This window comes from Acinetobacter rongchengensis (assembly GCF_003611475.1).
Classification (GTDB): domain Bacteria; phylum Pseudomonadota; class Gammaproteobacteria; order Pseudomonadales; family Moraxellaceae; genus Acinetobacter; species Acinetobacter rongchengensis.
The window spans coordinates 35,627-57,940 of record NZ_RAXT01000008.1 but is presented as its reverse complement, the minus strand read 5'-3'; the positions used below and the strand labels follow the sequence as shown (position 1 = coordinate 57,940).

General features: G+C 39.9%; 19 protein-coding genes and 1 riboswitch. Of the genes, 15 read left to right on the top strand and 4 right to left on the bottom strand.

Going from position 1 to position 22,314, the window contains the following annotated elements; all coding sequences use genetic code 11:
* The first annotated feature begins 116 nt into the window (after positions 1–116).
* Both ftsZ and lpxC read left to right on the top strand, forming a co-directional pair.
* Positions 117–1,307: a cell division protein FtsZ gene (gene ftsZ / locus D7V20_RS06375; RefSeq protein WP_120383478.1), complete on the top strand. Its 1,191-nt coding sequence runs from the start codon at positions 117–119 to the stop codon at positions 1,305–1,307.
* Between the two features lie 125 nt (positions 1,308–1,432).
* Positions 1,433–2,335 carry a UDP-3-O-acyl-N-acetylglucosamine deacetylase gene (gene lpxC, locus D7V20_RS06370; protein ID WP_120383477.1) on the top strand — a complete coding sequence of 301 codons (903 nt, stop codon included), beginning with the start codon at positions 1,433–1,435 and terminating at the stop codon, positions 2,333–2,335.
* Positions 2,336–2,432: 97 nt separating this feature from the next.
* On the opposite strand, the gene D7V20_RS06365 is transcribed toward lpxC, so the two are convergent.
* Positions 2,433–2,882 (bottom strand): DUF721 domain-containing protein, encoded by a 450-nt coding sequence (locus D7V20_RS06365; protein ID WP_120383476.1) that lies wholly within the window; start codon positions 2,880–2,882, stop codon positions 2,433–2,435.
* A 106-nt stretch (positions 2,883–2,988) separates the two neighbouring features.
* On the opposite strand from D7V20_RS06365, the gene D7V20_RS06360 reads away from it, so the two are divergent.
* The 3 genes from D7V20_RS06360 (at position 2,989) to D7V20_RS06350 (ending at position 8,647) form a co-directional block, all read left to right on the top strand.
* On the top strand, positions 2,989–3,690 hold the full coding sequence (locus D7V20_RS06360; RefSeq protein WP_120383475.1) for a M23 family metallopeptidase: 702 nt from the start codon (positions 2,989–2,991) through the stop codon (positions 3,688–3,690).
* A 275-nt stretch (positions 3,691–3,965) separates the two neighbouring features.
* The gene (aceE, locus tag D7V20_RS06355; protein ID WP_120383474.1) at positions 3,966–6,665 is read left to right on the top strand and encodes a pyruvate dehydrogenase (acetyl-transferring), homodimeric type; all 2,700 of its coding nucleotides are present in this window, start codon (positions 3,966–3,968) and stop codon (positions 6,663–6,665) included.
* A 2-nt stretch (positions 6,666–6,667) separates the two neighbouring features.
* Positions 6,668–8,647 carry a 2-oxo acid dehydrogenase subunit E2 gene (locus D7V20_RS06350; protein WP_120383473.1) on the top strand — a complete coding sequence of 660 codons (1,980 nt, stop codon included), beginning with the start codon at positions 6,668–6,670 and terminating at the stop codon, positions 8,645–8,647.
* A 207-nt stretch (positions 8,648–8,854) separates the two neighbouring features.
* On the opposite strand, the gene D7V20_RS06345 is transcribed toward D7V20_RS06350, so the two are convergent.
* The gene (locus D7V20_RS06345) at positions 8,855–9,526 is read right to left on the bottom strand and encodes a methyltransferase type 11 (protein ID WP_120383472.1); all 672 of its coding nucleotides are present in this window, start codon (positions 9,524–9,526) and stop codon (positions 8,855–8,857) included.
* Positions 9,527–9,600: 74 nt separating this feature from the next.
* Positions 9,601–9,757, top strand: a riboswitch (yybP-ykoY riboswitch).
* Between the two features lie 87 nt (positions 9,758–9,844).
* Between D7V20_RS06345 and D7V20_RS06340 the strand changes: the two genes are divergently transcribed.
* The 7 genes from D7V20_RS06340 (at position 9,845) to recJ (ending at position 17,380) form a co-directional block, all read left to right on the top strand.
* Complete coding sequence (locus D7V20_RS06340; protein WP_120383471.1) at positions 9,845–10,423, top strand: TMEM165/GDT1 family protein; 579 nt, start codon at positions 9,845–9,847, stop codon at positions 10,421–10,423.
* 197 nt (positions 10,424–10,620) lie between these two features.
* Positions 10,621–11,418, top strand: coding sequence for an oxygen-binding di-iron domain-containing protein (locus D7V20_RS06335; RefSeq protein WP_120383470.1), 798 nt, complete (start codon positions 10,621–10,623; stop codon positions 11,416–11,418).
* A gap of 122 nt (positions 11,419–11,540) precedes the next feature.
* Entirely contained in the window at positions 11,541–11,906 is a 366-nt protein-coding gene (locus D7V20_RS06330; protein WP_120383469.1) for a YkgJ family cysteine cluster protein, read from the top strand.
* Positions 11,907–12,078: 172 nt separating this feature from the next.
* Positions 12,079–13,545 carry an IMP dehydrogenase gene (gene guaB, locus D7V20_RS06325; protein ID WP_120383468.1) on the top strand — a complete coding sequence of 489 codons (1,467 nt, stop codon included), beginning with the start codon at positions 12,079–12,081 and terminating at the stop codon, positions 13,543–13,545.
* 118 nt (positions 13,546–13,663) lie between these two features.
* Positions 13,664–14,998 carry a phosphoglucosamine mutase gene (glmM, locus tag D7V20_RS06320; RefSeq protein ID WP_120383467.1) on the top strand — a complete coding sequence of 445 codons (1,335 nt, stop codon included), beginning with the start codon at positions 13,664–13,666 and terminating at the stop codon, positions 14,996–14,998.
* Positions 14,999–15,019: 21 nt separating this feature from the next.
* Entirely contained in the window at positions 15,020–15,676 is a 657-nt protein-coding gene (gene pdxH / locus D7V20_RS06315) for a pyridoxamine 5'-phosphate oxidase (RefSeq protein ID WP_120383466.1), read from the top strand.
* Positions 15,677–17,380 (top strand): single-stranded-DNA-specific exonuclease RecJ, encoded by a 1,704-nt coding sequence (recJ, locus tag D7V20_RS06310; protein WP_120383465.1) that lies wholly within the window; start codon positions 15,677–15,679, stop codon positions 17,378–17,380.
* A 70-nt stretch (positions 17,381–17,450) separates the two neighbouring features.
* Here recJ and D7V20_RS06305 read toward each other — a convergent pair whose 3' ends face one another.
* Both D7V20_RS06305 and D7V20_RS06300 read right to left on the bottom strand, forming a co-directional pair.
* Positions 17,451–18,221, bottom strand: a complete 771-nt coding sequence (locus D7V20_RS06305) for a putative porin (protein WP_120383464.1) — start codon at positions 18,219–18,221, stop codon at positions 17,451–17,453.
* Between the two features lie 321 nt (positions 18,222–18,542).
* The gene (locus tag D7V20_RS06300; protein WP_120383463.1) at positions 18,543–19,400 is read right to left on the bottom strand and encodes a putative porin; all 858 of its coding nucleotides are present in this window, start codon (positions 19,398–19,400) and stop codon (positions 18,543–18,545) included.
* A gap of 185 nt (positions 19,401–19,585) precedes the next feature.
* Here D7V20_RS06300 and prfB point away from each other — a divergent pair.
* The 3 genes from prfB (at position 19,586) to D7V20_RS06285 (ending at position 22,260) form a co-directional block, all read left to right on the top strand.
* Positions 19,586–20,681 (top strand): peptide chain release factor 2 gene (gene prfB / locus D7V20_RS06295; RefSeq protein ID WP_120383462.1). Its coding sequence is split into 2 segments (ribosomal slippage): positions 19,586–19,657 and positions 19,659–20,681, totalling 1,095 coding nucleotides; the frame shifts between segments, so codons are not numbered across the junction.
* Positions 20,682–20,837: 156 nt separating this feature from the next.
* A complete protein-coding gene (locus tag D7V20_RS06290; protein WP_120383461.1) occupies positions 20,838–21,137 on the top strand; it encodes an ArsR/SmtB family transcription factor in 300 nt (99 codons plus the stop codon).
* 37 nt (positions 21,138–21,174) lie between these two features.
* A complete protein-coding gene (locus D7V20_RS06285; protein ID WP_120383460.1) occupies positions 21,175–22,260 on the top strand; it encodes an alkene reductase in 1,086 nt (361 codons plus the stop codon).
* The last annotated feature ends 54 nt before the right edge of the window (positions 22,261–22,314 follow it).

Here is a 22,314-nt window from a genome sequence, read left to right as displayed (position 1 = left end):
CTACGCTTGACAAGCTCCGCAATGAACAGCATCCTAAAAGCAATTTTTATTATTGAAGATCAAGGCAGTATACGGGCTTAAAGTGACTGCCAAATATATTAGGAAATTTATAGGTCATGGCTTCATTTGAATTTTTAGACGATGAACAAACCGATAACAACGGTCAAGCCCGTTTTACAGTGTTTGGTGTTGGTGGTGGTGGTGGTAATGCCGTACAACACATGGTGCAATCTGATATCAAAGGTGTGAAATTTGTTTGTGCAAATACGGATAAGCAAGCGCTTGATCGTATGAATGCACCCTTCAAAATGCAATTGGGTGAGCAAAGTACGCGCGGTTTGGGTGCGGGTGCAAATCCAGATGTAGGTCAAATTGCTGCTGAAGAAAGTCGTGAGCAAATTCGTCAACACCTTGAAGGTGCGGATATGGTATTTGTAACCGCGGGTATGGGCGGTGGTACAGGTACGGGTGCTGCGCCCGTTGTTGCTGAAATTGCTCAAGAAATGGGTATTCTTACCGTTGGTGTGGTAACAACACCATTTAACTTTGAAGGTCGTCGTCGTCAACGTTCGGCTGAAAAAGGCATTGAAGCTTTAGAACAACATGTAGATTCTTTAATTATCATTCCAAATCAGCGTTTGCTCAGTGTTTACGGTGACATCTCTATGCAAGATGCTTACCGTAAAGCCGATGATGTATTATTGAACGCAGTACGAAGCATTTTTGATTTAGTGGTACGTCCAGGTCACATTAACCTTGACTTCGCAGATTTAAAAACGGCAATGAGTACACGTGGCTATGCCATGATGGGTGAAGGCAAAAGCAGTGGCCCTGATCGTGCTGAAGAAGCTGCACGTTTGGCGATTCGTAGCCCTCTATTGGACAATGTCAACATTATGAATGCCAAAGGGGTGTTAATTAACATCACTGGTGGTGCAGATGTCACTTTACGTGAAACAGAAGTGATTACAGATGTTGTGAACCAAATTGTTGACCTTGAAGAAGGTGAAGTATTCTTTGGTACAGTATTTGACCCAGATGCACGTGATGAAATTCGTGTGACTGTGATTGCAACAGGTTTAACACGTAATGCAACAGATGCAAATGATGCTAAACGTAGAACGCATGTGAGCAATACAAGTGCGCATTTCCAACAAGCTGCACAAAATACTGTTGTCGATGAGGATGATATTCCTGCGATCAATAAGCGCCAAGAAGGTATAACTCCAGCTGCTGCACCAAGCACTGGCGCACGTTCTACGCCAATGAGTATTCAAGATTATTTGAAAAATCAACAACGTAAATAACTGATAATTCTTAAAAAGAAGAAATATCATCAAAAAAGGTAGTGAGATTCATTACCTTTTTTGTTTTTTATCAATGGCTAAATGTGCTAACGTATAGCAGATTTAAGAATGAAGACCTAACCAGCATGTTGAAACAACGTACCCTGAAGCGAGTCGTTAAAGCGAGTGGCATCGGACTACATAGCGGACAAAAAGTCATGATTAACTTTTTACCGCATGTGGCGGATGGGGGTATTGTTTTTCGTCGTATAGATTTAAATCCACCTGTGGATATTCCAGCGGATGCGATGCTAATCCAAGAAGCATTCATGTGTTCAAATTTGGTCAATCAAGAAACCAAAGTCGGAACCATTGAGCATGTGACCAGTGCGATTGCTGGTTTGGGGATTGATAACCTCATTATAGAAGTGTCTGCCTCAGAAATCCCGATCATGGATGGCAGTGCAGGGCCGTTTATTTACTTACTCATGCAAGGTGAGTTGGTTGAACAGGATGCACCGAAGAAATTTATTCGTATTTTAAAGCCTGTTGAAGCGTTGATTGACGATAAACGTGCAGTTTTTTCACCACATGATGGGTTTCAAATTAATTTCACCATTGATTTTGATCATCCTGCATTTGCTAAAGAATACCAGTCTGCAACCATTGATTTTTCTACAGAAACTTTTGTTTATGAAGTTAGTGGTGCGCGTACCTTTGGTTTTATGAAGGATTTAGATTATCTCAAAGCCAATAATTTAGCCTTAGGTGCAAGTTTAGATAATGCCGTGGGTTTGGATGATACAGGTGTGGTGAATGAGGAAGGACTCCGCTTTGCCGATGAGTTTGTACGGCATAAAATTTTAGATGCAGTAGGTGACTTATATTTATTAGGACACCAAATTATTGCAAAATTTGATGGTTACAAATCTGGCCATGCACTGAATAATCAACTTTTACGCAATGTGAAAAATGATCCAAGTAGCTACGAAATTGTAACATTTGATGACGAGAAATTGTGTCCGATTCATTTTGTGAATGTGATATAAGTCATTGTCTTTTAGGAGCTATGTTATATTGTAACAAATAAAAATGTGATGAAACGCTTATTTTTATGGGGCTTAATTATAAATACAGCTATTTTGTTTACTTTTTATTGCTTGCCAAACGTAGTAAAGCTTGGCTAAGCTTAGGGTCGGTCACAAAACTAGCAGCATTTTGTAACATTTCAGAGGTTGCTGGTTCGATGCTTTTTGCAGTTTTATTGGATTGTTGGTTTTTTCCGATATTATTGTTTGGAGTACGTAAACGCAGTTGTAATTTCTGTAAGTCACGTAACTCGTTTATTTGTGATAATTGAGAAATATACTGTTTTTGAAGATAACCGAGTTGACTAATCATGGCTTGATTTTCACCGGTAATGGTCAAAATACCGTATTGATAACAGACAACTTGCCATACTTCAGGTTGAGGTAAGAGCGGTTGAATTAATTTAGTAAGTTTTTGCCATTCGGTTACTTGCTTTGTAAGAAACGATAAGTTTCCTGTTTTTATGTGCTGTCTTGTTGGTTGAAAGACGTTTTTTGGTTCAGACATACATTGTTCCTACATGACCATGTCTTATCTTAAGCGCTCATTTCGGTTGATATCAAGGATGAGATCACACAAGAAACTTGATTAAGAGCAGTTTAAGAGGTTTTTTATGCATACGCGACGTATTTTATTAGCTTTTACTTTGGCAGCCTCTGCTGCTTCGGTTGCATTCGCAGATTTGGTACAAGTTGATTCAAGTTATTCTCAAACACCTGATCGTTTAGAACAATTATCAAAAACATTATCTCAAGGTTCTTATAGCCATCCAGATGATCTTGATCTTCCTGCAAGTGCAAAAGTAAATATTACTTTGCGTAGTCAGGACAAGCCAATTGAACTGAATAATGCAACGATTGCTAAGAAATACGGTTCGAGCACGGCTTCAACCAATCGCTATTCAGCAAATTCTCCATATTCGTGGTTAGTGACGCATCCGCTTCCAGATATGAAGCGTGTAAGCTCTGATTTTGGTGGTCGTACTATGGGTGGTCGTGCAGAACACCATTCAGGTTTAGATCTTTCAGCGCCGAGCGGTACGCCTATTTATGCAACTGGCCCTGGTATTGTTACCAAATCAGGTTGGGGCACAGGTTATGGTCAATATGTTGAAATTAACCACGGGAATGGTTATATCACACGTTATGCGCATGCTTCACGTTTAATTGCACGTGTGGGTGATCAAGTGAAAGCAGGTGAGCATATTGCCAATGTAGGTTGTACGGGTCGTTGTACGGGTCCTCATTTACACTATGAAGTTGTAAAAGATGGTCAGCGTAAAAATCCAAGTTCGTACTTGGCAATGTTGCCTTAAGTCCTTATTCGGCATTTGAGTGTAGATAGCACTAAATCTAAAACATCTGTCGCAATGAATTGGATTGAGTATTTACATTATCATCAAATAAAATTCTGTTTGTATAAAAAACCGCCTAAATTGGCGGTTTTTTGTTGTTTCATGTAACGTTTGGTCAATGACTATTTAGTTGCTAAATAATAGTGACAATCCACATTCAGCTGTAACGATAACTTAACAAGCCTAAAACATGATACATATAACATATAGAAAACAGTTCATGGAGTAAGTGGCAAATGGCGTATTATGGTGATAGCGACGCTCAAGAAACCAAAGAGTGGCAAGATGCCTTTGATTCAGTGTTACAGCACATGGGAACTGAGCGTGCTGCTTTTTTATTAGAAAAACTATATCAACAAGCAATCTCAAAACATGTTCCTATTCAGCGTTTAAATACACCTTACTTAAATACGATTACGGTTGAAGAATCTCCTGCGATGCCAGGCGATCAAGATATGGAACGTCGTATTCGTGCATTGATTCGTTGGAATGCTCTAGCAATGGTGCTCCGTGCCAATAAAACAGGTGATGATTTAGGTGGTCACTTGGCAAGTTTTGCATCTTCGGCAACGTTATATGATGTTGGTTTCAACCATTTCTTCCGTGCCAATAGTGATAACTTTGGCGGTGATATGATTTATTACCAAGGACATTGTGCGCCTGGTATTTATGCACGTTCGTATTTGGAAGGGCGTTTAACTGAAGATCAACTTAACAATTTTCGTCGTGAAGTCGGTGGTCAAGGGCTTTCGAGCTACCCGCATCCTTATTTGATGCCTGATTATTGGCAGTTCCCAACAGTATCGATGGGTCTTGGTCCGATTATGTCTATTTATCAAGCGCATATTCAAAAGTACCTGACCAATCGTGGCTTAATCAAAGATGAAAATCGCAAAATTTGGGCTTATCTCGGTGATGGTGAGATGGATGAGCCAGAAAGTTTAGGTGCGATTTCTCTTGCAGGTCGTGAAAAGTTAGACAATCTGATTTGGGTTGTGAACTGTAACTTGCAACGTTTAGATGGTCCAGTGCGTGGTAATGGTAAAATTATCCAAGAGCTTGAATCATTGTTCCGTGGTGCAGGTTGGCGTGTGATTAAAGTGGTATGGGGACGTCATTGGGATCCATTATTGGACAAAGACACCTCTGGCGCTTTGAAAGCGCGTATGGATGAAGCATTAGATGGTGATTTCCAGCGTTATCAAGTGAAAGGTGGTGCATATACACGTGAGCACTTCTTTGGCAAATATCCTGAAGCTGAAGAGTTAGTCAAAACGTTAAGTGATGAAGATATTGATAACTTGAACCGTGGTGGTCACGATCCATACAAAGTTTATGCTGCTTATGCTGCTGCAATGACCAGTAATGGTCAGCCTACAGTGATCTTGGCGAAAACAGTAAAAGGCTACGGTTTATCAGATGAAATTGAAGCGGTAAATAAGACACACCAAATCAAAAAAATGCATTTGGAGTCGTTAAAGTATTTCCGTAATCGTTTTAACCTTCCATTCACCGATGATGAGTTGGAAGAACTTCCTTTTTATCGCCCAAGTGAAAATTCACCTGAATTAAAATATTTAAAAGCACGTCGTGAAGCATTAGGTGGTTATTTACCTGCTCGCCGTAAAGACAGCGTGGCTTTAGAAATTCCAGAATTATCAATTTTTGATAGCGTTCTCAAAGGCAGTGGTGGTAAAGAACAATCTACCACGATGGTGATGGTACGTTTAATCGCTGCTTTACTCAAAGATAAAGCTATTAAAGACCGTGTTGTACCCATTGTTCCTGATGAAGCTCGAACTTTTGGTTTAGAAGGTATGTTCCGTCAGTTGGGTATTTATGCTGCGCATGGACAGAACTATACTCCTGAAGACCAAGAACAGTTGATGAACTATCGTGAAGCAAAAGATGGTCATATGCTGAATGAAGGGATCAATGAAGCAGGTGCGATGAGTGCTTGGGCTGCATTGGGTACCAGTTATTCAACCAATAACTTGCCAATGATTCCGATGTATATGTATTACTCTATGTTCGGTTTCCAACGTATTGGTGATCTTGCATGGGCTGCAGGTGATGCTCAAGCTCAAGGTTTCTTGTTCGGTGCAACAGCAGGCCGTACGACACTGAATGGTGAAGGTCTACAACATCAGGATGGCCATTCTCATATTTTAGCCAATACCATTCCAAACTGTATCTCTTATGATCCTTGTTTTGGTTATGAGTTAGCGGTGATCATTCATGATGGTTTAGAGCGTATGTATGTGAACCAAGAGCGTGTGTTCTATTACTTGACGTTAATGAATGAAAACTATGATCAACCTGCTTTACCTCAAGATGCGATTGAGGGGATTAAGCGTGGTATGTATCTATTTGAAAAAGATGATAAAGCGACTGTTCAGTTGCTTGGTTCTGGTGTGATTTTGCGTGAAGTGATTAAAGCTGCACAGATTTTACGTGATGAATACCAAATCCACGCAAATGTTTGGAGTGTAACAAGCTTCAATGAGTTGGCTCGTGATGGTATGGCGGTTGAAGAATTTAATCGTTTACACCCATTGGAAGATGGTAAAGAGTCTTGGGTATCTCAGCAATTACGCGATACCAATGGTATTGTGGTTTCTGCAACAGATCATATGCGCGCTTATAGTGAACAGATCCGTGCTTATCTCCCAGACAACCGTCCTTATGTGACTTTGGGTACAGATGGTTATGGTCGTTCAGATACTCGTGCAAACTTACGTAGCTATTTTGGTGTGGATGCTGCGCATATCGTTGTCGCAACATTGAAAAAGTTAGCAGACGAAGGCGAAGTGGATGCACGTTTGGTGAAAGATGCGATCTCTACATTTGAACTTGATGTTGATCGCCCTGTCGCGTGGTTACCACAAGCTCATCCAACGACACAAGAAGTTGCGGCTTATACTGAGGAGAAATAATCATGCAAATTAAGACTCCTGATATTGGTGTAGATAAAGCCACGGTTGCAGAAATTTTAGTGAAAGTTGGCGATACGATTGCAGTCGATGACAGTATCGTTTTACTTGAGTCGGATAAAGCCTCTGTTGAAGTGCCAAGCACTTCAGCAGGCGTGGTCAAAAGTATTGCAGTTTCAGAAGGTGATGAGGTTTCAGAAGGTGCAGTGTTGATTGAAGTTGAGTCGGCGGATGCATCTGCTTCTGCTCAACCCGATGTAAAAGCTGAACCTGTTGCTGAGGCTAAACCACAAGCAAAACCTGAAGTTCAAACTACAGTTACAGCCTCTGCGCCAGCGACTTCGAGTTCAACTCAAATTGTCGATGTTAAAGTTCCAGATATTGGCGTTGAAAAAGCTTTAGTGGGTGAAATCTTAGTTAAAGTTGGCGATGAAATTGCAGTGGATGACAGCATCGTTGTGGTTGAGTCAGATAAAGCAACGGTAGAAGTTCCAAGTGTCGTTGCAGGTACAGTTGAAAGTGTTGTCGTGAAAGAAGGCGATAGCGTTCAAGAAGGTGTGGTTTTAATTACGGTTAAAACTGCAGGTTCTGTAACGACAGCTCCATCGGCACCAACGACGACCTCTAATCCTGTAGCGGCAGCTGAACCAGCAAGAACTGCACCAGCGCCACAAGCAACTCAGTCTGGTCCAGTTGAAATTGCTGTACCTGATTTAGGTGTGGACAAGGCCAATGTTTCTGAGATCTTAGTCAGCGTGGGTGATCGTGTTGAAAAAGATCAAAGCTTAGTTGTTGTTGAGTCTGATAAAGCTTCTGTAGAAGTACCAAGTACAGTGTCAGGTACAATCAAAGCGATTCATGTTGGTGAAAATCAAGAAGTGAAACAAGGCATGCCATTGGTCACGATTGATGGCATTGCTGATGTACAGCCTTCTGAACAAGCCCAAGAGAAAGCAGCTGCGCAACCTGTTAAAGCTGAGTCAAAACCTGTAGCTCAGGCTGAAACCGTTGTTGAGCCAAAAGCTCATGTTGCAGATTCATCAGACAAGTTAAGCAAAGAACAGCAAGCTGAAAATGCCAAAGTTTATGCAGGTCCTGCTGTGCGTAAACTTGCACGTGAGCTTGGTGTTTTACTTGCACAGGTTGAATCTTCTGGACCACACCAACGTATAATTAAAGAAGATGTGTTTGCTTATGTGAAAGCACGTTTAACGGCACCGCAAAAAACTGCGCCAGTTGTTGCAGCGGCAGTTGCGTCAGGTTTACCTGCATTACCAGACTTCAGTGCATTTGGTGGTGGTGAAATTGCGGCGATGACACGCTTACAGCAAGTGTCTGTTCCACAGTTGTCTTTAAATAACTTTATTCCACAAGTGACTCAGTTTGATCTTGCGGACATTACAGAACTAGAAGCTTGGCGTGGTGAGTTAAAAGGTAAGTTTAAGCAAGAAGGTATTAGCTTAACGATCCTTGCTTTTATTGCCAAAGCAGTTGCGTTTTTGTTGAAAGAAGAACCGTATTTTGCAGGTCATTTGGCGGATGATCAAAAAGGTGTTTTGTTGCGTAATGAAATCCATATGGGAATTGCAGTTGCGACACCAGATGGACTCACGGTTCCTGTATTGCGTAATCCAGACCAAAAATCAATTAAGCAAATTGCCATTGAACTGGGTGAATTAAGTAAAAAAGCACGTGATAAGAAACTTTCTCCGAAAGACTTACAAGGTGCAAACTTTACCATTACCAGTTTAGGTTCAATTGGTGGTACGGCATTTACACCGTTGGTGAATTGGCCTCAAGTGGCAATTTTAGGTATTTCACCAGCAACGATGCAACCTGTTTGGAATGGTTCAGGTTTTGATCCTAAGCTCATGTTGCCATTGTCATTGTCTTATGATCATCGAGTGATTAATGGTGCGGATGCGGCTCGCTTCACCAATAAACTGACAAAACTTTTAGCAGATATTCGTAATATTTTGCTTTAAGTGATTCGCTAGAACTAATGACCTCGCTTCGGGGTAATGTTGATCAGTTAAGTTTTTTAAATTCTCAATAGTTCCCCTCTTTTCCTTGCGCCATATATGGCTCAGGGTTAGGGGGGGATTATTAAATGAGAAATTTAAATTACTCTTAACCGACTGGCATTATTGCTTTGGCGAGGTTTTTTTATTGCTTATTTTTTAGAAATGACTTCATAAAAAATCTTCTAAGGCCTTAGTTTTATTATATAAGGCTAAAGCTGAATCTGGATTCAAATTCCAAATTTGTGGTGGATGGCGTGTAGGATAAACAGTTTGCCATTGTGTTGTTTTGAGTTGTTCAAATGCTTTAAAACTTTTTAAAAATAAAGCCCAAAGATGTGCGTAATCTAGGTTTGGATGAGTGTTTGATTGAGCATAACCATGGGTTTTCCCATGAAGAGATTTAAAATCAAAGCCAATTAAAACAATATTCTTTGGTTGAAATAGATGTGCAATAGATAAGGCTTGTAGGCCACAATTATTTCCATAGACATGGTTGCTTGATCTAAAAAGTTGATCTTGATTGGCGTGATGAATAAATTGCATATGTGTGACCATTTCAGGATAAGCTCGGGTATTTCCTAAACCGCATCCTGTTATAAAATGCCCCTTGAACTGTATTTCTAATGATGATTGATATTTTTCCCACCAACTGTAATCGCTATGATGGGTAATTTGTGCATTTGGAAATAGTTCAAAAGCTTGGTTGCAACAGATAATCAAATGTTTAGACGTATCTAATCCGCTTAAATCTAGGGTTTTTATAGACGGTCCACCACCAATAATGAAAATTGTATTTATAAACTTATGGTGTTGAATATATTGATGAAAGTTTTGGTTCATAGACACATAGTTATAAAGTTAGAATGATTTTTTTGATAAAAAGGTGAAAAAAGTTTCAATGCATTGTAAACTAGAAGCACTTCATTGGGGAGTAGCCGCTATTTACAATCTTTGGATAAGTGAATAGGTGATGGTCAACATAATTGTTCAACAGAACATGGCCATCATAGCAAAGAACCAATTTAGCTGATTTACTTAGTCAGTTATTTTTTGTTGGCAAGACCTTTGATTTATCACTCCACATCGGATAGGTGACTATCCATAAGGCTAGCGGGAGGGGTAAGTCATCGGTAAATATTGCTAGCCAGAGACTAAGATATGTTAAATGCTTTCCTCATCTCTTTAGTGGTTGTTGCCTTATCTGAAATGGGCGACAAAACCCAACTTCTCGCATTGCTTCTAGCTGCAAAATTTAGAAAACCTATTCCAATTCTCTTCGCAATTTTATTAGCAACCTTAGTCAATCATGGTGTATCTGCCATATTAGGGCAATGGATCACTACTGTTCTCAGCCCTACCGTTCTATTATGGATCGTTTCGCTCGGCTTTATTGCAATGGCAGGTTGGATGTTGATTCCAGATGAGTTAGATGACGAGTCTGAAAGTATCAATAAGTGGCAGAAATATGGTGTATTTGGGGCAACCTTTGTGTTGTTCTTTCTTGCTGAAATTGGAGATAAGACGCAAATTGCTACCGTTGCTTTAGCAGCTCGATTTGACAGTGTTGGTTGGGTCACTGTAGGTACGACATTGGGTATTATGCTTGTGAATGCACCTGCGGTATTTATTGGTAATAAATTGGCAGATAAATTACCCATCTCACTGATTCACAAAATTGGCGCAGCGATTTTCTTTTTGATCGGTGTTGCGGCATTGGTGCAACATTATTTTCTATAAAACCAGTCTCAATTTTGACTTTTAGTGAACCCAACGTATTGTTGGGTTTTTTATTAATGAGTGAAAAATTTATTTAAAAATCACGAAAATAATTACTAAACTTCGGTTGTATATTTATTGTCAGTTTGGATAAAACCTTATATCTTGTATGGGAATAATTAAAGATTTATTTTAAAAGATTTTTTTGGGGTTTTGTTATGGCTTTAGATCGTACCACGTCACAAGTATTGTTTGATAATGGGACACATAAATGCATCAGTTTTACCAGTTTAGTTAAAGGGGAAGGCGTACAAGCCAATCAATTTTTAATTCTCAATAATGAACGTGCAGCAGTTTTAGATCCAGGAGGAGATTTAACCTATGTACCATTGACGATGGAATTGAATAAATACACGCGACTACAAAACTTAGATTATGTGATGGCGTCGCATCAAGATCCTGACATTATCACGTCTATGCCGCGTTGGTTGGTATATACAGATGCAAAAGTTGTTGCCTCAAAATTATGGGCACGTTTTTTACCGCATTTAAACTCCGCTTTTATGAGTGATCGTATGAAAGGGGGATGGCTAGAGCGATTAATTGAATTGCCTGACCAAGGCGGGGTGATTCCGTTAGGCGAAACACGGATTATTGTGGTTCCTGCTCATTTTTTACATTCAGTGGGTAATTTCCAATTCTACGATCCAATTTCAAAGATCTTATTTTCAGGTGATATGGGGGCATCGATTGTGGATGATGCTTCTACACCGATTGAGAATTTTGCTTTGCATATTCCAACAATGCGTGGTTTTCATCAGCGTTATATGTGTAGCAATCGCATTATTCGCTTATGGGTCAAAATGGTTCGCCAAATGGATATTGATATGATCGTGCCACAGCATGGTAAACCATTTGTGGGTAAAGAGATGATTCATCAGTTTTTGGATTGGATTGAAAATTTACAATGTGGCGTCGATTTGATGGATGAATCCGTGTTCACTTGTCCTGAATAAACGCAATAAAATGTTGCTTTAAATTCGACATATTTTTTAATTGTACTCGACTAAAATCTACTGCAAATCTCCTCTATTTAGTTAAAATGGAGGAGGCTTTTGACTTCGAGAATTTTAAAAAAATGTTGTCTCAAATTTCTGCACAGGATGCGTGCTTAACCTGTGGTGCATGTTGCGCTTTTTTTCGAGTTTCCTTTTATTGGGCTGAAGGTGAAGTCATGCCTTCTGACTATGTAGAACCCTTAACCGCAGTTTATTCTTGTATGAAAGGCACCAATCAGCAACAACCGCGTTGTATTGCATTAGACGGGATTGTTGGGCAACAGGTTAGTTGCAGTATGTATGAATCACGCAGTTCATCATGCAAAGAGGTACAAGCAGGTGATAGCCAATGCGCAAAGGCACGACATGCACATGGACTGATTCCTTTGATCGATGTAGACATAATACAGCCCAGTAATAATGAGAATTTTGATCAAGTTTGCTAATCCATGGTTTGATTTTAAAAACGATAAATTGAGTATTAAAAGGCGGAGGGGAGCTTTCGCTTTTTAGTTTTTATAACTTTGTATAATGATTTACGATTATTTCTACAATAAAAATGAAATTTACCTCTAAATTTGTTTATAATAGCGCACGGAAATTACCAGTGAGACTGTTATGTTGACCATCGTTCAAGAAGCGCTAACCTTCGATGATGTCTTATTACTCCCTGCCTACTCTACTATTCTCCCAAAAGATGTCTCTTTAAAGACACGCCTGACTCGTGGCATAAATTTGAATATCCCAATGGTTTCAGCAGCAATGGATACTGTGACAGAGTCACGTATGGCAATTGCGATGGCACAAAATGGTGGTATTGGTATTCTTCATAAAAACATGGATATTTCTGCGCAAGCTGCGGAAGTTCGCCGTGTGAAAAAATTTGAAGCAGGTATGGTGAAAGATCCAATTACCGTGACGCCTGAAACAACGATTCGTGAATTGATCGCAATCACGCAAGCCAACAACATCAGTGGCGTGCCAGTTGTGAAAGACGGTAAAGTTGTTGGGATCGTGACAGGTCGTGATACACGTTTTGTAACCAACTTGGAACAACCTGTAAGCAATATCATGACTGGACAAGATCGTCTTGTAACAGTGCATGAAAATGAATCTAAAGAACATATTCAAGCATTATTGCAAAAACACCGTATTGAAAAAGTACTGGTGGTTGATGATCAAAATGCTTTAAAAGGTTTGATTACGGTTACTGATTTCCGTAAAGCAGAATCTTATCCAAACAGCTGTAAAGATGATTTAGGTCGTTTACGTGTTGGTGCCGCTGTAGGGACTGGCGCAGAAACACCGAGTCGTGTTGAAGCATTGGTTGAAGCTGGTGTCGATGCGATTGTTGTAGATACAGCACATGGTCACTCAGCAGGTGTGATTGAGCGTGTACGTTGGGTGAAAGCCAACTATCCACAAGTTCAAGTGATTGGCGGTAATATTGCAACTGGTGATGCAGCTTTAGCATTATTGGATGCTGGTGCAGATGCAGTAAAAGTGGGTATTGGCCCAGGTTCAATCTGTACAACACGTATCGTTGCAGGTATTGGTATGCCTCAGATTTCTGCGATTGACAGTGTTGCGAATGCATTAAAAGACCAAATCCCGTTAATCGCAGATGGTGGTATCCGCTTCTCTGGTGATATGGCCAAGGCGATTGGTGCAGGTGCAAGCACGATTATGGTGGGTTCACTCATGGCGGGTACAGAAGAAGCGCCAGGCGAAGTTGAATTTTTCCAAGGCCGTTACTACAAAGCATATCGTGGTATGGGTTCATTGGGTGCGATGGCGGGTGCAACAGGTTCTGCAGATCGTTATTTCCAAGACTCTAAAGCGGGTGCTGAGAAACTCGTTCCAGAGGGAATTGAAGGTCGTGTCCCTTACAAAGGCCCAATGGGCAATATCGTACATCAGATGATGGGCGGCTTACGTTCATCCATGGGTTATACGGGTTCTGCGACGATTGAAGATTTACGTCAAAACGCAAAATTTGTAAAAATCACTGCTGCAGGTATGCAAGAGTCGCATGTGCATGATGTAACGATTACAAAAGAAGCGCCGAACTATCGTGTAGGCTAATCTTTAGTAATTTTTTTATTGAAAAAAGCCGTCAATTTATGACGGCTTTTTTATTTTGGTGTAAAGTGATGCAATTGAAAAATTGATTGTTATACAACACATAATAAATGGGTAAAAAATGAGTTATTTTGGAACAGATGGTATTCGTGGACAATTTGGACAGCTCCCAATTACCCCTGAATTTGCACTTAAATTAGGCTTTGCTGCAGGAAAAGTATTAAAACAAATTAGCCCAAAATCTAAGCCGATTGTGGTTTTGGGTAAAGATACGCGACTATCGGGATATATCTTAGAAGCAGCTTTACAAGCAGGCTTAAATGCCGCGGGTGTCTATGTACATCTGTTAGGACCTTTGCCTACACCTGCAATCGCACATTTAACTCGTGCATTGCATGCCAACTTGGGTATTGTGATTTCAGCATCGCACAACCCATATTTTGATAATGGTATTAAATTCTTTTCAGATGAGGGAAAAAAACTACCTGATTTAATTCAAGAAGCGATTAATAAAGAACTTGAAAAAGAAATCGTGATTGAAGATAACGCAAACTTAGGTAAGAGTGTACGTGTTAAAGATGCCAATGGTCGTTATATCGAATTCTGTAAATCGACATTCCCATACCATTATAATTTACGTCATTTAAAAATTGTGGTGGATTGTGCGAATGGTGCAGCGTATAGCGTAGGACCTGCCGTATTCCGTGAATTGGGGGCAAAAGTCATCGCACTTTACAATGAGCCCGATGGTTTAAATATCAATAAAGATTGTGGTTCGACTCATCCTGAATGCTTACAAAAAGCCGTGGTTGAACATCAAGCTGACCTTGGTATTGCTTTTGATGGCGATGCTGACCGTGTGGTTTTGGTTGACCGTTATGGTAAGTTGGTCGATGGTGATCATATTCTTTATATTCTTGCGACTCAGGCAAGCGCTAAGCCAACAGGAATTGTGGGCACAGTGATGAGTAATATGGCGCTTGAATTGGCACTGGAAAAGGCGGGTGTGCCTTTTGTACGTGCCAATGTAGGCGATCGTTATGTGCTTCAGAATTTGGAAGAAAATAATTGGGCAGTGGGTGGTGAGCCATCTGGGCATATCTTGACTTTAGACAAGAGCACGACAGGTGATGCGATTATTGCAGCATTACAAGTGTTGACCGTAATGGTTGAGCAAAATAAGTCTTTAGATGAATTGGTTGCAGATTTTAAAGTTTTTCCAAATGTATTGGTCAATGTTCGACTTGAACAGATGATTGACCCATTTGCAATTCCTGCGTTGGTGAGTGAATTTAATCAGGTTGAAGAAAAACTCAAAGGTCGTGGTCGTATCCTGATTCGTAAATCAGGTACAGAGCCAGTGATTCGTGTTATGGTTGAAGGTGATAATCTGCAAGAAGTCACTGGATTCGCAAATCATTTAGCAGATTCTGTACGCCAGCATGCCAATGCTTAGTCTTTAAAAAAGGTAAGGTTTATGAACGATGTGATTAAAGATTTGAGTGAGTTAAGACTGACTTATCAAAAGGGTGAACTGCATGAGGAACAGGTGGATGCACAGCCACATGAGCAATTTCTCAATTGGTTCAATCTGGCTTTAGAAGCAAAGTTACATGAACCTTATGCCATGTCATTGGCGACAGCAAATGCACAAGGTCGTCCGCATGTACGCACGGTTCTATTACGTGGAGCAACAGAAGCAGGTTATGATTTTTATACCAATTATGACAGCCAAAAGGGTTTAGATTTAGCTGAAAACCCTTATGCCGAATTATTGTTCTATTGGCCTGAGCTTGAGCGTCAAATCCGTGTTGCTGGACATGTAGTGAAAATTTCTGATGAAGAATCAATAGATTATTATCATAAACGACCGCGTGACAGCCAAATTGCGGCACATATCAGTACACCACAAAGTGGCGTAATTGAAAGCCGTGAGTTGTTGCAACAACGCTTTCAAGCACTGCATGATCAAGTGGATGAGCAGCAAGAATTAGCTAAGCCTGAGTTTTGGGGTGGCTATCGTTTAGAACCAGATTACTATGAGTTTTGGCAAGGACGTCCAAATCGCTTACATGACCGTTTGAGTTATGAACGTGTTGACCATGTGTGGAAACTGCAACGCCTGATGCCATAAATGCAAAATATTCAAATCAAACAAAGACCATTTCTAACACGCCCTGAACAGTTTCAGGGCGTGTCTCCCTTTATTGCTGAAATTTTGGCACGTCGTGGTGTGCAATCTGAGCAAGAGCTTGATTTAAAATTAAAATATTTACTTGCACCAAAAATGAAAGGTTTGGATCAAGCCATCCAAATCATTGACCAAGCGATTGATGAACATAAAAAAATCGTCATTGTTGGGGATTATGATGCAGATGGTGCAACCAGTACTTCACTGATGATTTTGGCGCTGCGAGAGATGGGTGCCAATGTACACTATTTAGTACCCGATCGTTTTAAGTATGGTTATGGCTTAACTCTCAAAATTGCAGATTTAGCCTTTGAGCGTTATCAACCAGATTTACTGATTACTGTGGATAATGGTATTTCCAGCCATGCAGGTGTTGAGCAAGCTCAAGCGCATGGCATACAAGTGATTATTACTGATCATCATTTAACCACTAAAGAAACGCCCAAAGCCGAAGCTGTAGTCAACCCAAATCAATTAGGTTGTACATTTCCAAGTAAAGCTTTGGCAGGTGTTGGGGTTGCTTTTTATGTACTGGCAAACTTAAGTAGCCATCGTGGTAAATTAGGGAAATTGACTGCAAAAATGCCACAGTATTTAGATTTGGTGGCATTAGGAACCTATGCCGATGTTGCGAGTCTAGATTATAACAATCGGATTTTGGTTGATGCGGGAGTGAAACGTATTCAGCAGAACCAATGCCGTGCAGGGATTAGTGCATTATTGGACATAGCAGGGCGTGATCCAGCAGAACTGAAAGCTTCTGATTTAGGTTTTGTATTAGGCCCTCGGATCAATGCTGCTGGGCGTATGGAAACCATGGATATTGGAATCGAATGTCTTTTGGCGGCAGATATGCAAACGGCTTATGCGCTGGCTCGACAGTTGAATGATTTGAATCTAGAGCGTCGTCAAGTTGAATCTCAAATGAAACAAGAGGCATTGCTTGCACTTGAGGGATTGCAACTTGATCAGGACAATTTGCCTGCTGCATTGGTGATGTTTGAAGAACATTGGCATCAAGGCGTGATTGGGATTGTCGCAGGACGATTAAAGGAACAGTTTCACCGTCCAAGTATTATCTTTGCAGCAGACAAAGACGGTATTCATATCAAAGGTTCAGCGCGTTCAATCGATGGGATTCATATTCGAGACAGTATTGAAAAAGTTGCTGAGCAGTATCCGCATTTGGTTAGTCATTTTGGTGGGCATGCAGCTGCAGCAGGTTTAACCATTCAAAAACAACATTTTGAGGAATTTAAACAGATATTTACTCAACTGATTGCACAATCGGAAGATGAATTGTTTCAAGCCACTTTATGGACAGATGGTGAATTACCGAGTCAGGCATTTCAAATTCAAACGGTTGATACTATTGAAGCTTTAGGACCGTGGGGACAAAAATTTCCTTCGCCTGTGTTTGAAGGGCAATTTCAAATCTTGGATTATCGTTGGCTAAAAGAGGTACATCTCAAATTAAAATTGGCTTTGGAGAATGGTCAATCTGTGGATGCGATTGCTTTTAATGCATTGAATAAATTTAATTTTGATCCTATGCAAAAGACTGTTCGTATTGTTTATGAGTTAGATAAAAATCAGTTTAATGGTAATGTGAGTTTGCAATTAAGGATGCTGCATTTAGAGCATTAACAATGAATGATAAATAACGAAATTGAATAAAAAACCGCTCAGATTGAGCGGTTTTTTAGAACTTTGTGAATTAGAAGCGATAACCAGCACGTACACCATAAGTGTTGTAGTCATCACCGAAACCAACACGACCTTCAAGGCTGACTTGTTGATTGAAGAATTTCTTCGCAGAAATACCAAATTCATCACGTTCAGTTAAATCGTTGTTATAGTAATCTGCACCAACACTTAAAGTTTTATCTAAATACAAGTCTGTACGTACTTTGTATTCATCTAAATCACCGAAAGCGCCATAAGCTTCAAAGTTGGCATCGTATTGACCGACTTTGGTTACATATTTGGCACGTACTGTTGGGTCTGCGCCATCATCACCATCTTTTTCATCATAACCTGTGACACCTAAAGCAAGTAATAAGCCTGGCGCCGGTAAATAACCGACTTCTGCGCCGTATGTTGTAACTTTAGCATCGACAGAGGTGTTATCCACTTCGAGCTCGTTACGGGCTACACGACCACTCACGTAAAAATCACTGTTAGGGATATAGTATTCAAGACCTGCACCATATTGTGTATCTTTGATGCCATCGTTATCTGCATATTCCACATTGGCTTTTACATTACTGGCACGATCAAGGAAAGCGGCTTCATTCAGTGGTGAATTACGAATTTGAACAGGGTTAAAGTAATAAGTGCCATCTACACCGAAATTATGGGTTGCGTCATAATCGTCCCAATCAGCATAGGTATAAGAACCGCCCACTTCTGCTTGATAGGCATGTGCTGCAGTACCTGTCATTGCGATAGTAGATAGAAGTGCTGATGCAATTGCTAACTTTTTCATGGATTCTTCCCCCATTTGGATTTGGAAATGATTAGGCTAAAAAGTTTTTTAAATCTTTTGTTACATCTTGAGTCTAGTTTGAATAAAAAACTCGTCAACATTAGCAACGTAACAGAATTGTAATTATTAGAGGTTTATGTAATTTTTTATAATTAACTTGTTGATAAATATTAAAAATAATCTATGTTTAATTTTATTAAAACTGTGTAGATAGTGTGGAGAATGATAGTAGTTAAGTGAATAATAAATATATTTTGTAATAAAAAAGGTATTTTTAAGAAAATACCTTTTTAGAAGTTATGCTATTTAAGTGTCAAAAAATTAGAAACGTAATGTTCCATTGACATTAAATGCTTGTACATCGTCGCCAAAACCAACAGCACCACCGACTGCAAACATGTCGTTTAAGAAATATTTGCTACGAATTGAAAAATAATCGATATCGTCATCGCCATTGTCTTCAAAGTTATAAGCCGCACCCAAGCTAAAAGCTTTATTGAAATAGTAATCTCCGCCTACAGTGATATTATCTTCATCACCAAATGCACCATCAGCTTCGAGATTGATATATTGGTCAGCATTACCCACTGGGAAGACGTATTTCGCTTTCAGTGCAACAGCATTATCTTCATCGTCTTCATCATCGCCGTTATAACCGTCTACACCAGCAGCAATCAATAAATTGCTCATCGGCATGTAGCCGACTAAAGCACGATAATTGGTACGATCATATTCATCTTTATTGTAGTCAGAGCCATAAGAGAATTGCTCTTTCTGTTGATATTTTTCATGATTCATTCCAATGTCAGCATTGAAATAGAATTGCTGATAAAAATATTCTACACCGACGACAAAATTATGATTTTGAAACTCATCTTTTTGAGTTCCGGTCAATCCCGTTTGGTCTGTGATGCTGTAACGATCACTTTTAAGCTGTGTGTAATCGTATGCCCCATAAACATTGCTGGCATGGTTTAAAAAAGCCCCTTCATTTAAAGGCCCTTTACTGGATGGTACGGGCTCGAAATAAAATGTACCGAGTAAATTAAGTCGGTTGTCAGAATCGGTATAGTCATCATCGTGATTTGTATAAGTATAGCCTGCATCAATTTGTGCAATGTAGGCAAAACTAGAACTGGTCATTGCTGTTAAAAGCAAGGCAAGAAAAGAACGTTTCATAGAATCCTCTTGGAAGGGTTGTTGTTGTCTATTGTTTAATATTTTTTCTAAATAATGTGCTATTGTTCACAAAAAATACAGTTCGGTCAAATGTTTTGTTAAATAAAAATGCAATATCTCAACTTTTTCTGCACTGTGGTAGAATATTGCCGAATTAAAAGACGTCAAATGTGAGATTAAAACTCGTGGAAATTAATCCTTATTTAAACCAGCTAAAAGACTTAAATGACCGTGGTCTAACACTACGGGGGTATCTTTGACTACGATCTGAAGAAAGAGCGTTTAGAAGAGGTTCTCCGCGAGTTAGAAGACCCTGCCATTTGGAATGACCAAAGTCGTGCACAGGCAATGGCAAAAGAAAAGGGCGAGCTTGAAAATGTGATCAATGTTTTAGAAGGCTTAGCCAATCAACTTGAAGATGCCAAAGCAATGCTTGATTTGGCAGTTGAAGCTGATGATGAAAGTTTGCTCGCAGATGTACAAGCTGAACTTGATTCAAGTGAAGAAGAATTAGCAAAACTTGAATTCCGTCGTATGTTTAGTAACCCGATGGATCCCAACCCATGCTATGTCGAAATTCAAGCCGGTTCAGGTGGTACAGAAGCACAAGATTGGGCTTCAATGTTGCTGCGTATGTATATGCGCTGGATTGAACGTCATGGTTTCAAAGCTGAATTGATGGAAGAGTCAGATGGTGATGTCGCAGGCATTAAATCTGCGACCATTCGTGTAGAAGGTGAGTATGCTTATGGTTGGTTACGTACAGAATCAGGTGTACATCGCCTTGTTCGTAAGTCACCATTTGACTCAGGTAACCGCCGTCATACCTCTTTCTCTGCTGTATTTGTTTCACCAGAAGTAGATGACAACATTGAAATTGATATCAATCCTGCGGATGTACGTACCGATACTTATCGTGCATCTGGTGCAGGTGGTCAGCACATCAACAAAACCGATTCAGCAGTGCGTTTAACGCATGCACCAACAGGTATTGTGGTGGCTTGTCAGAACCAGCGTTCACAACATGCGAACCGTGACCATGCTTGGAAGCAGTTACGTGCAAAACTCTATGAATTAGAAATGCAAAAACGTAATGATGCGGCCAAAGCACTTGAAGACAGTAAGTCTGATATTGGTTGGGGCAGTCAAATTCGCTCATATGTTTTGGATGACTCTCGCATCAAAGACTTACGTACCAGTGTAGAAAGTTCAAATACAGGTGCTGTATTGGACGGTGACTTAGATAAGTTTATTGAAGCAAGCTTAAAACAAGGCCTATAAGCCTTAAGTTTGTAAATTAAATACTGAACAAAAGCAAAGCTTTAACAGTAAATTGTATTAATATCTAAAATATTCGATATAATAATCGAAAAAATACGATATAGTAATATTCAAGATGCTGAACAGAGCTTTGCACTTTTATTGAATGTGTCTAAGATGGATATTGATTTAATTTTTAAAGCATTGGCAAATCCGACTCGACGACAAATACTAGAGTGGCTGAAAAATCCACAACAGTTTTTATCGGAAGAGCAATGCGGTGGCTTTAATCGTGGTGTCTGTGCAGGGAATATCGAAAAACTCGGTAATGTCTCTCAGTCAACGATGTCTAATCATTTATCTGTATTACAACAGGCAGGTTTAATTCAGGCAGAAAAATATGGTCAATGGTCATATTTTTCTCGCAATGAAGCTTTAATTCAGCAATATATTGATTATCTAAAAAACTCGCTTTGATTCCTTAAATCATGGAAAAGCAAGTGATGAGGCAAATATGGCTGAACTCAATTCTCCCTTGGTACTTGGTGATTTAAAACTTAAAAATCGTGTAGTGATGGCGCCTTTAACACGTAGTCGTGCAACCGACGATCGTGTTCCAACAGCAATGATGGCTGAATACTATGCGCAACGTGCCAGTGCAGGTTTAATTATTTCTGAAGCGACTGTGGTTTCTGAAGAAGCCAATGGTTATTTAAATACACCGGGACTGTTTAGCGATGCACAAGTTGAGGGGTGGAAAGACGTCACTCAAGCAGTGCATGAAAAACAAGGCTTAATCGTCGCACAGTTATGGCATGTCGGTCGTGTTTCACACCCTGATTTACTTGGCGGAGAAACCCCTGTTTCTGCAAGTGCTGTTCAACAAGCTGGTCATGTGAGTTTACTTCGTCCTAAACGTGAATATGTGGTACCTCGCCCATTAGAAATCACTGAAATTCATCAGATTACTCAACAGTTTAAACAAGCTGCGATTAACGCTAAATTGGCGGGATTTGATGGTGTAGAACTGCATGCTGCCAATGGTTATTTAATCGATCAATTCTTACAAAGTTCAACCAATCAGCGTGAAGATAAGTATGGTGGTTCAGTTGAAAACCGTGCACGTTTTCTGCTTGAAGTGGTTGATGCATTGATCGAAGTTTGGGGTGCAGGGCGCGTTGGTGTCCATTTGGCACCACGTGGTGATGAGCATGATATGGGTGATGCTGATCCACGTGAAACCTTTGGTTATGTTTTGGAAGAATTAGGTAAACGTAAAATTGCTTTCTTCTTTACCCGTGAATATTTAGCAGATGACAGCATTAGTGACTATATGAAAGCTCGCTCTGGTGGTGTACCTTATATTGCCAATATGCGTTTAAGCCGTGAAGAGGCGATTAATCTATTGGCTACGGGTCATGCAGATGCAGTGTCTTTTGGTAAGGCTTATATTGCCAATCCTGATTTGTTTGAGCGTTTAGTTGCTGATGCACCTTTAAATGAATTGGTGTTTGAAAATATGATCGGTTCGCAGACAGCGGAAGGCTATATCGATTATCCAACTTTGGCGGAAACATCTGAAAGTGAGCTATCTGCTTAATATTTAATATTCCATTTTACTGTTTTGATTGAATATTTTTCTGTGATGTAAAAG

Bases quoted from the DNA above. Each gene is read 5' to 3' on its own strand.
- pdxH (WP_120383466.1), top strand. From the start codon at position 15,020: ATGAACGATGTGATTAAAGATTTGAGTGAGTTAAGACTGACTTATCAA.
- D7V20_RS06350 (WP_120383473.1), top strand. From the start codon at position 6,668: ATGCAAATTAAGACTCCTGATATTGGTGTAGATAAAGCCACGGTTGCA.
- glmM (WP_120383467.1), top strand. From the start codon at position 13,664: ATGAGTTATTTTGGAACAGATGGTATTCGTGGACAATTTGGACAGCTC.
- D7V20_RS06290 (WP_120383461.1), top strand. From the start codon at position 20,838: ATGGATATTGATTTAATTTTTAAAGCATTGGCAAATCCGACTCGACGA.
- D7V20_RS06300 (WP_120383463.1), bottom strand. From the start codon at position 19,400: ATGAAACGTTCTTTTCTTGCCTTGCTTTTAACAGCAATGACCAGTTCT.
- D7V20_RS06365 (WP_120383476.1), bottom strand. From the start codon at position 2,882: ATGTCTGAACCAAAAAACGTCTTTCAACCAACAAGACAGCACATAAAA.
- D7V20_RS06330 (WP_120383469.1), top strand. From the start codon at position 11,541: ATGTTGTCTCAAATTTCTGCACAGGATGCGTGCTTAACCTGTGGTGCA.
- D7V20_RS06340 (WP_120383471.1), top strand. From the start codon at position 9,845: ATGTTAAATGCTTTCCTCATCTCTTTAGTGGTTGTTGCCTTATCTGAA.
- D7V20_RS06285 (WP_120383460.1), top strand. From the start codon at position 21,175: ATGGCTGAACTCAATTCTCCCTTGGTACTTGGTGATTTAAAACTTAAA.
- guaB (WP_120383468.1), top strand. From the start codon at position 12,079: ATGTTGACCATCGTTCAAGAAGCGCTAACCTTCGATGATGTCTTATTA.
- recJ (WP_120383465.1), top strand. From the start codon at position 15,677: ATGCAAAATATTCAAATCAAACAAAGACCATTTCTAACACGCCCTGAA.
- D7V20_RS06345 (WP_120383472.1), bottom strand. From the start codon at position 9,526: ATGAACCAAAACTTTCATCAATATATTCAACACCATAAGTTTATAAAT.
- lpxC (WP_120383477.1), top strand. From the start codon at position 1,433: ATGTTGAAACAACGTACCCTGAAGCGAGTCGTTAAAGCGAGTGGCATC.
- aceE (WP_120383474.1), top strand. From the start codon at position 3,966: ATGGCGTATTATGGTGATAGCGACGCTCAAGAAACCAAAGAGTGGCAA.
- ftsZ (WP_120383478.1), top strand. From the start codon at position 117: ATGGCTTCATTTGAATTTTTAGACGATGAACAAACCGATAACAACGGT.
- D7V20_RS06305 (WP_120383464.1), bottom strand. From the start codon at position 18,221: ATGAAAAAGTTAGCAATTGCATCAGCACTTCTATCTACTATCGCAATG.
- D7V20_RS06335 (WP_120383470.1), top strand. From the start codon at position 10,621: ATGGCTTTAGATCGTACCACGTCACAAGTATTGTTTGATAATGGGACA.
- D7V20_RS06360 (WP_120383475.1), top strand. From the start codon at position 2,989: ATGCATACGCGACGTATTTTATTAGCTTTTACTTTGGCAGCCTCTGCT.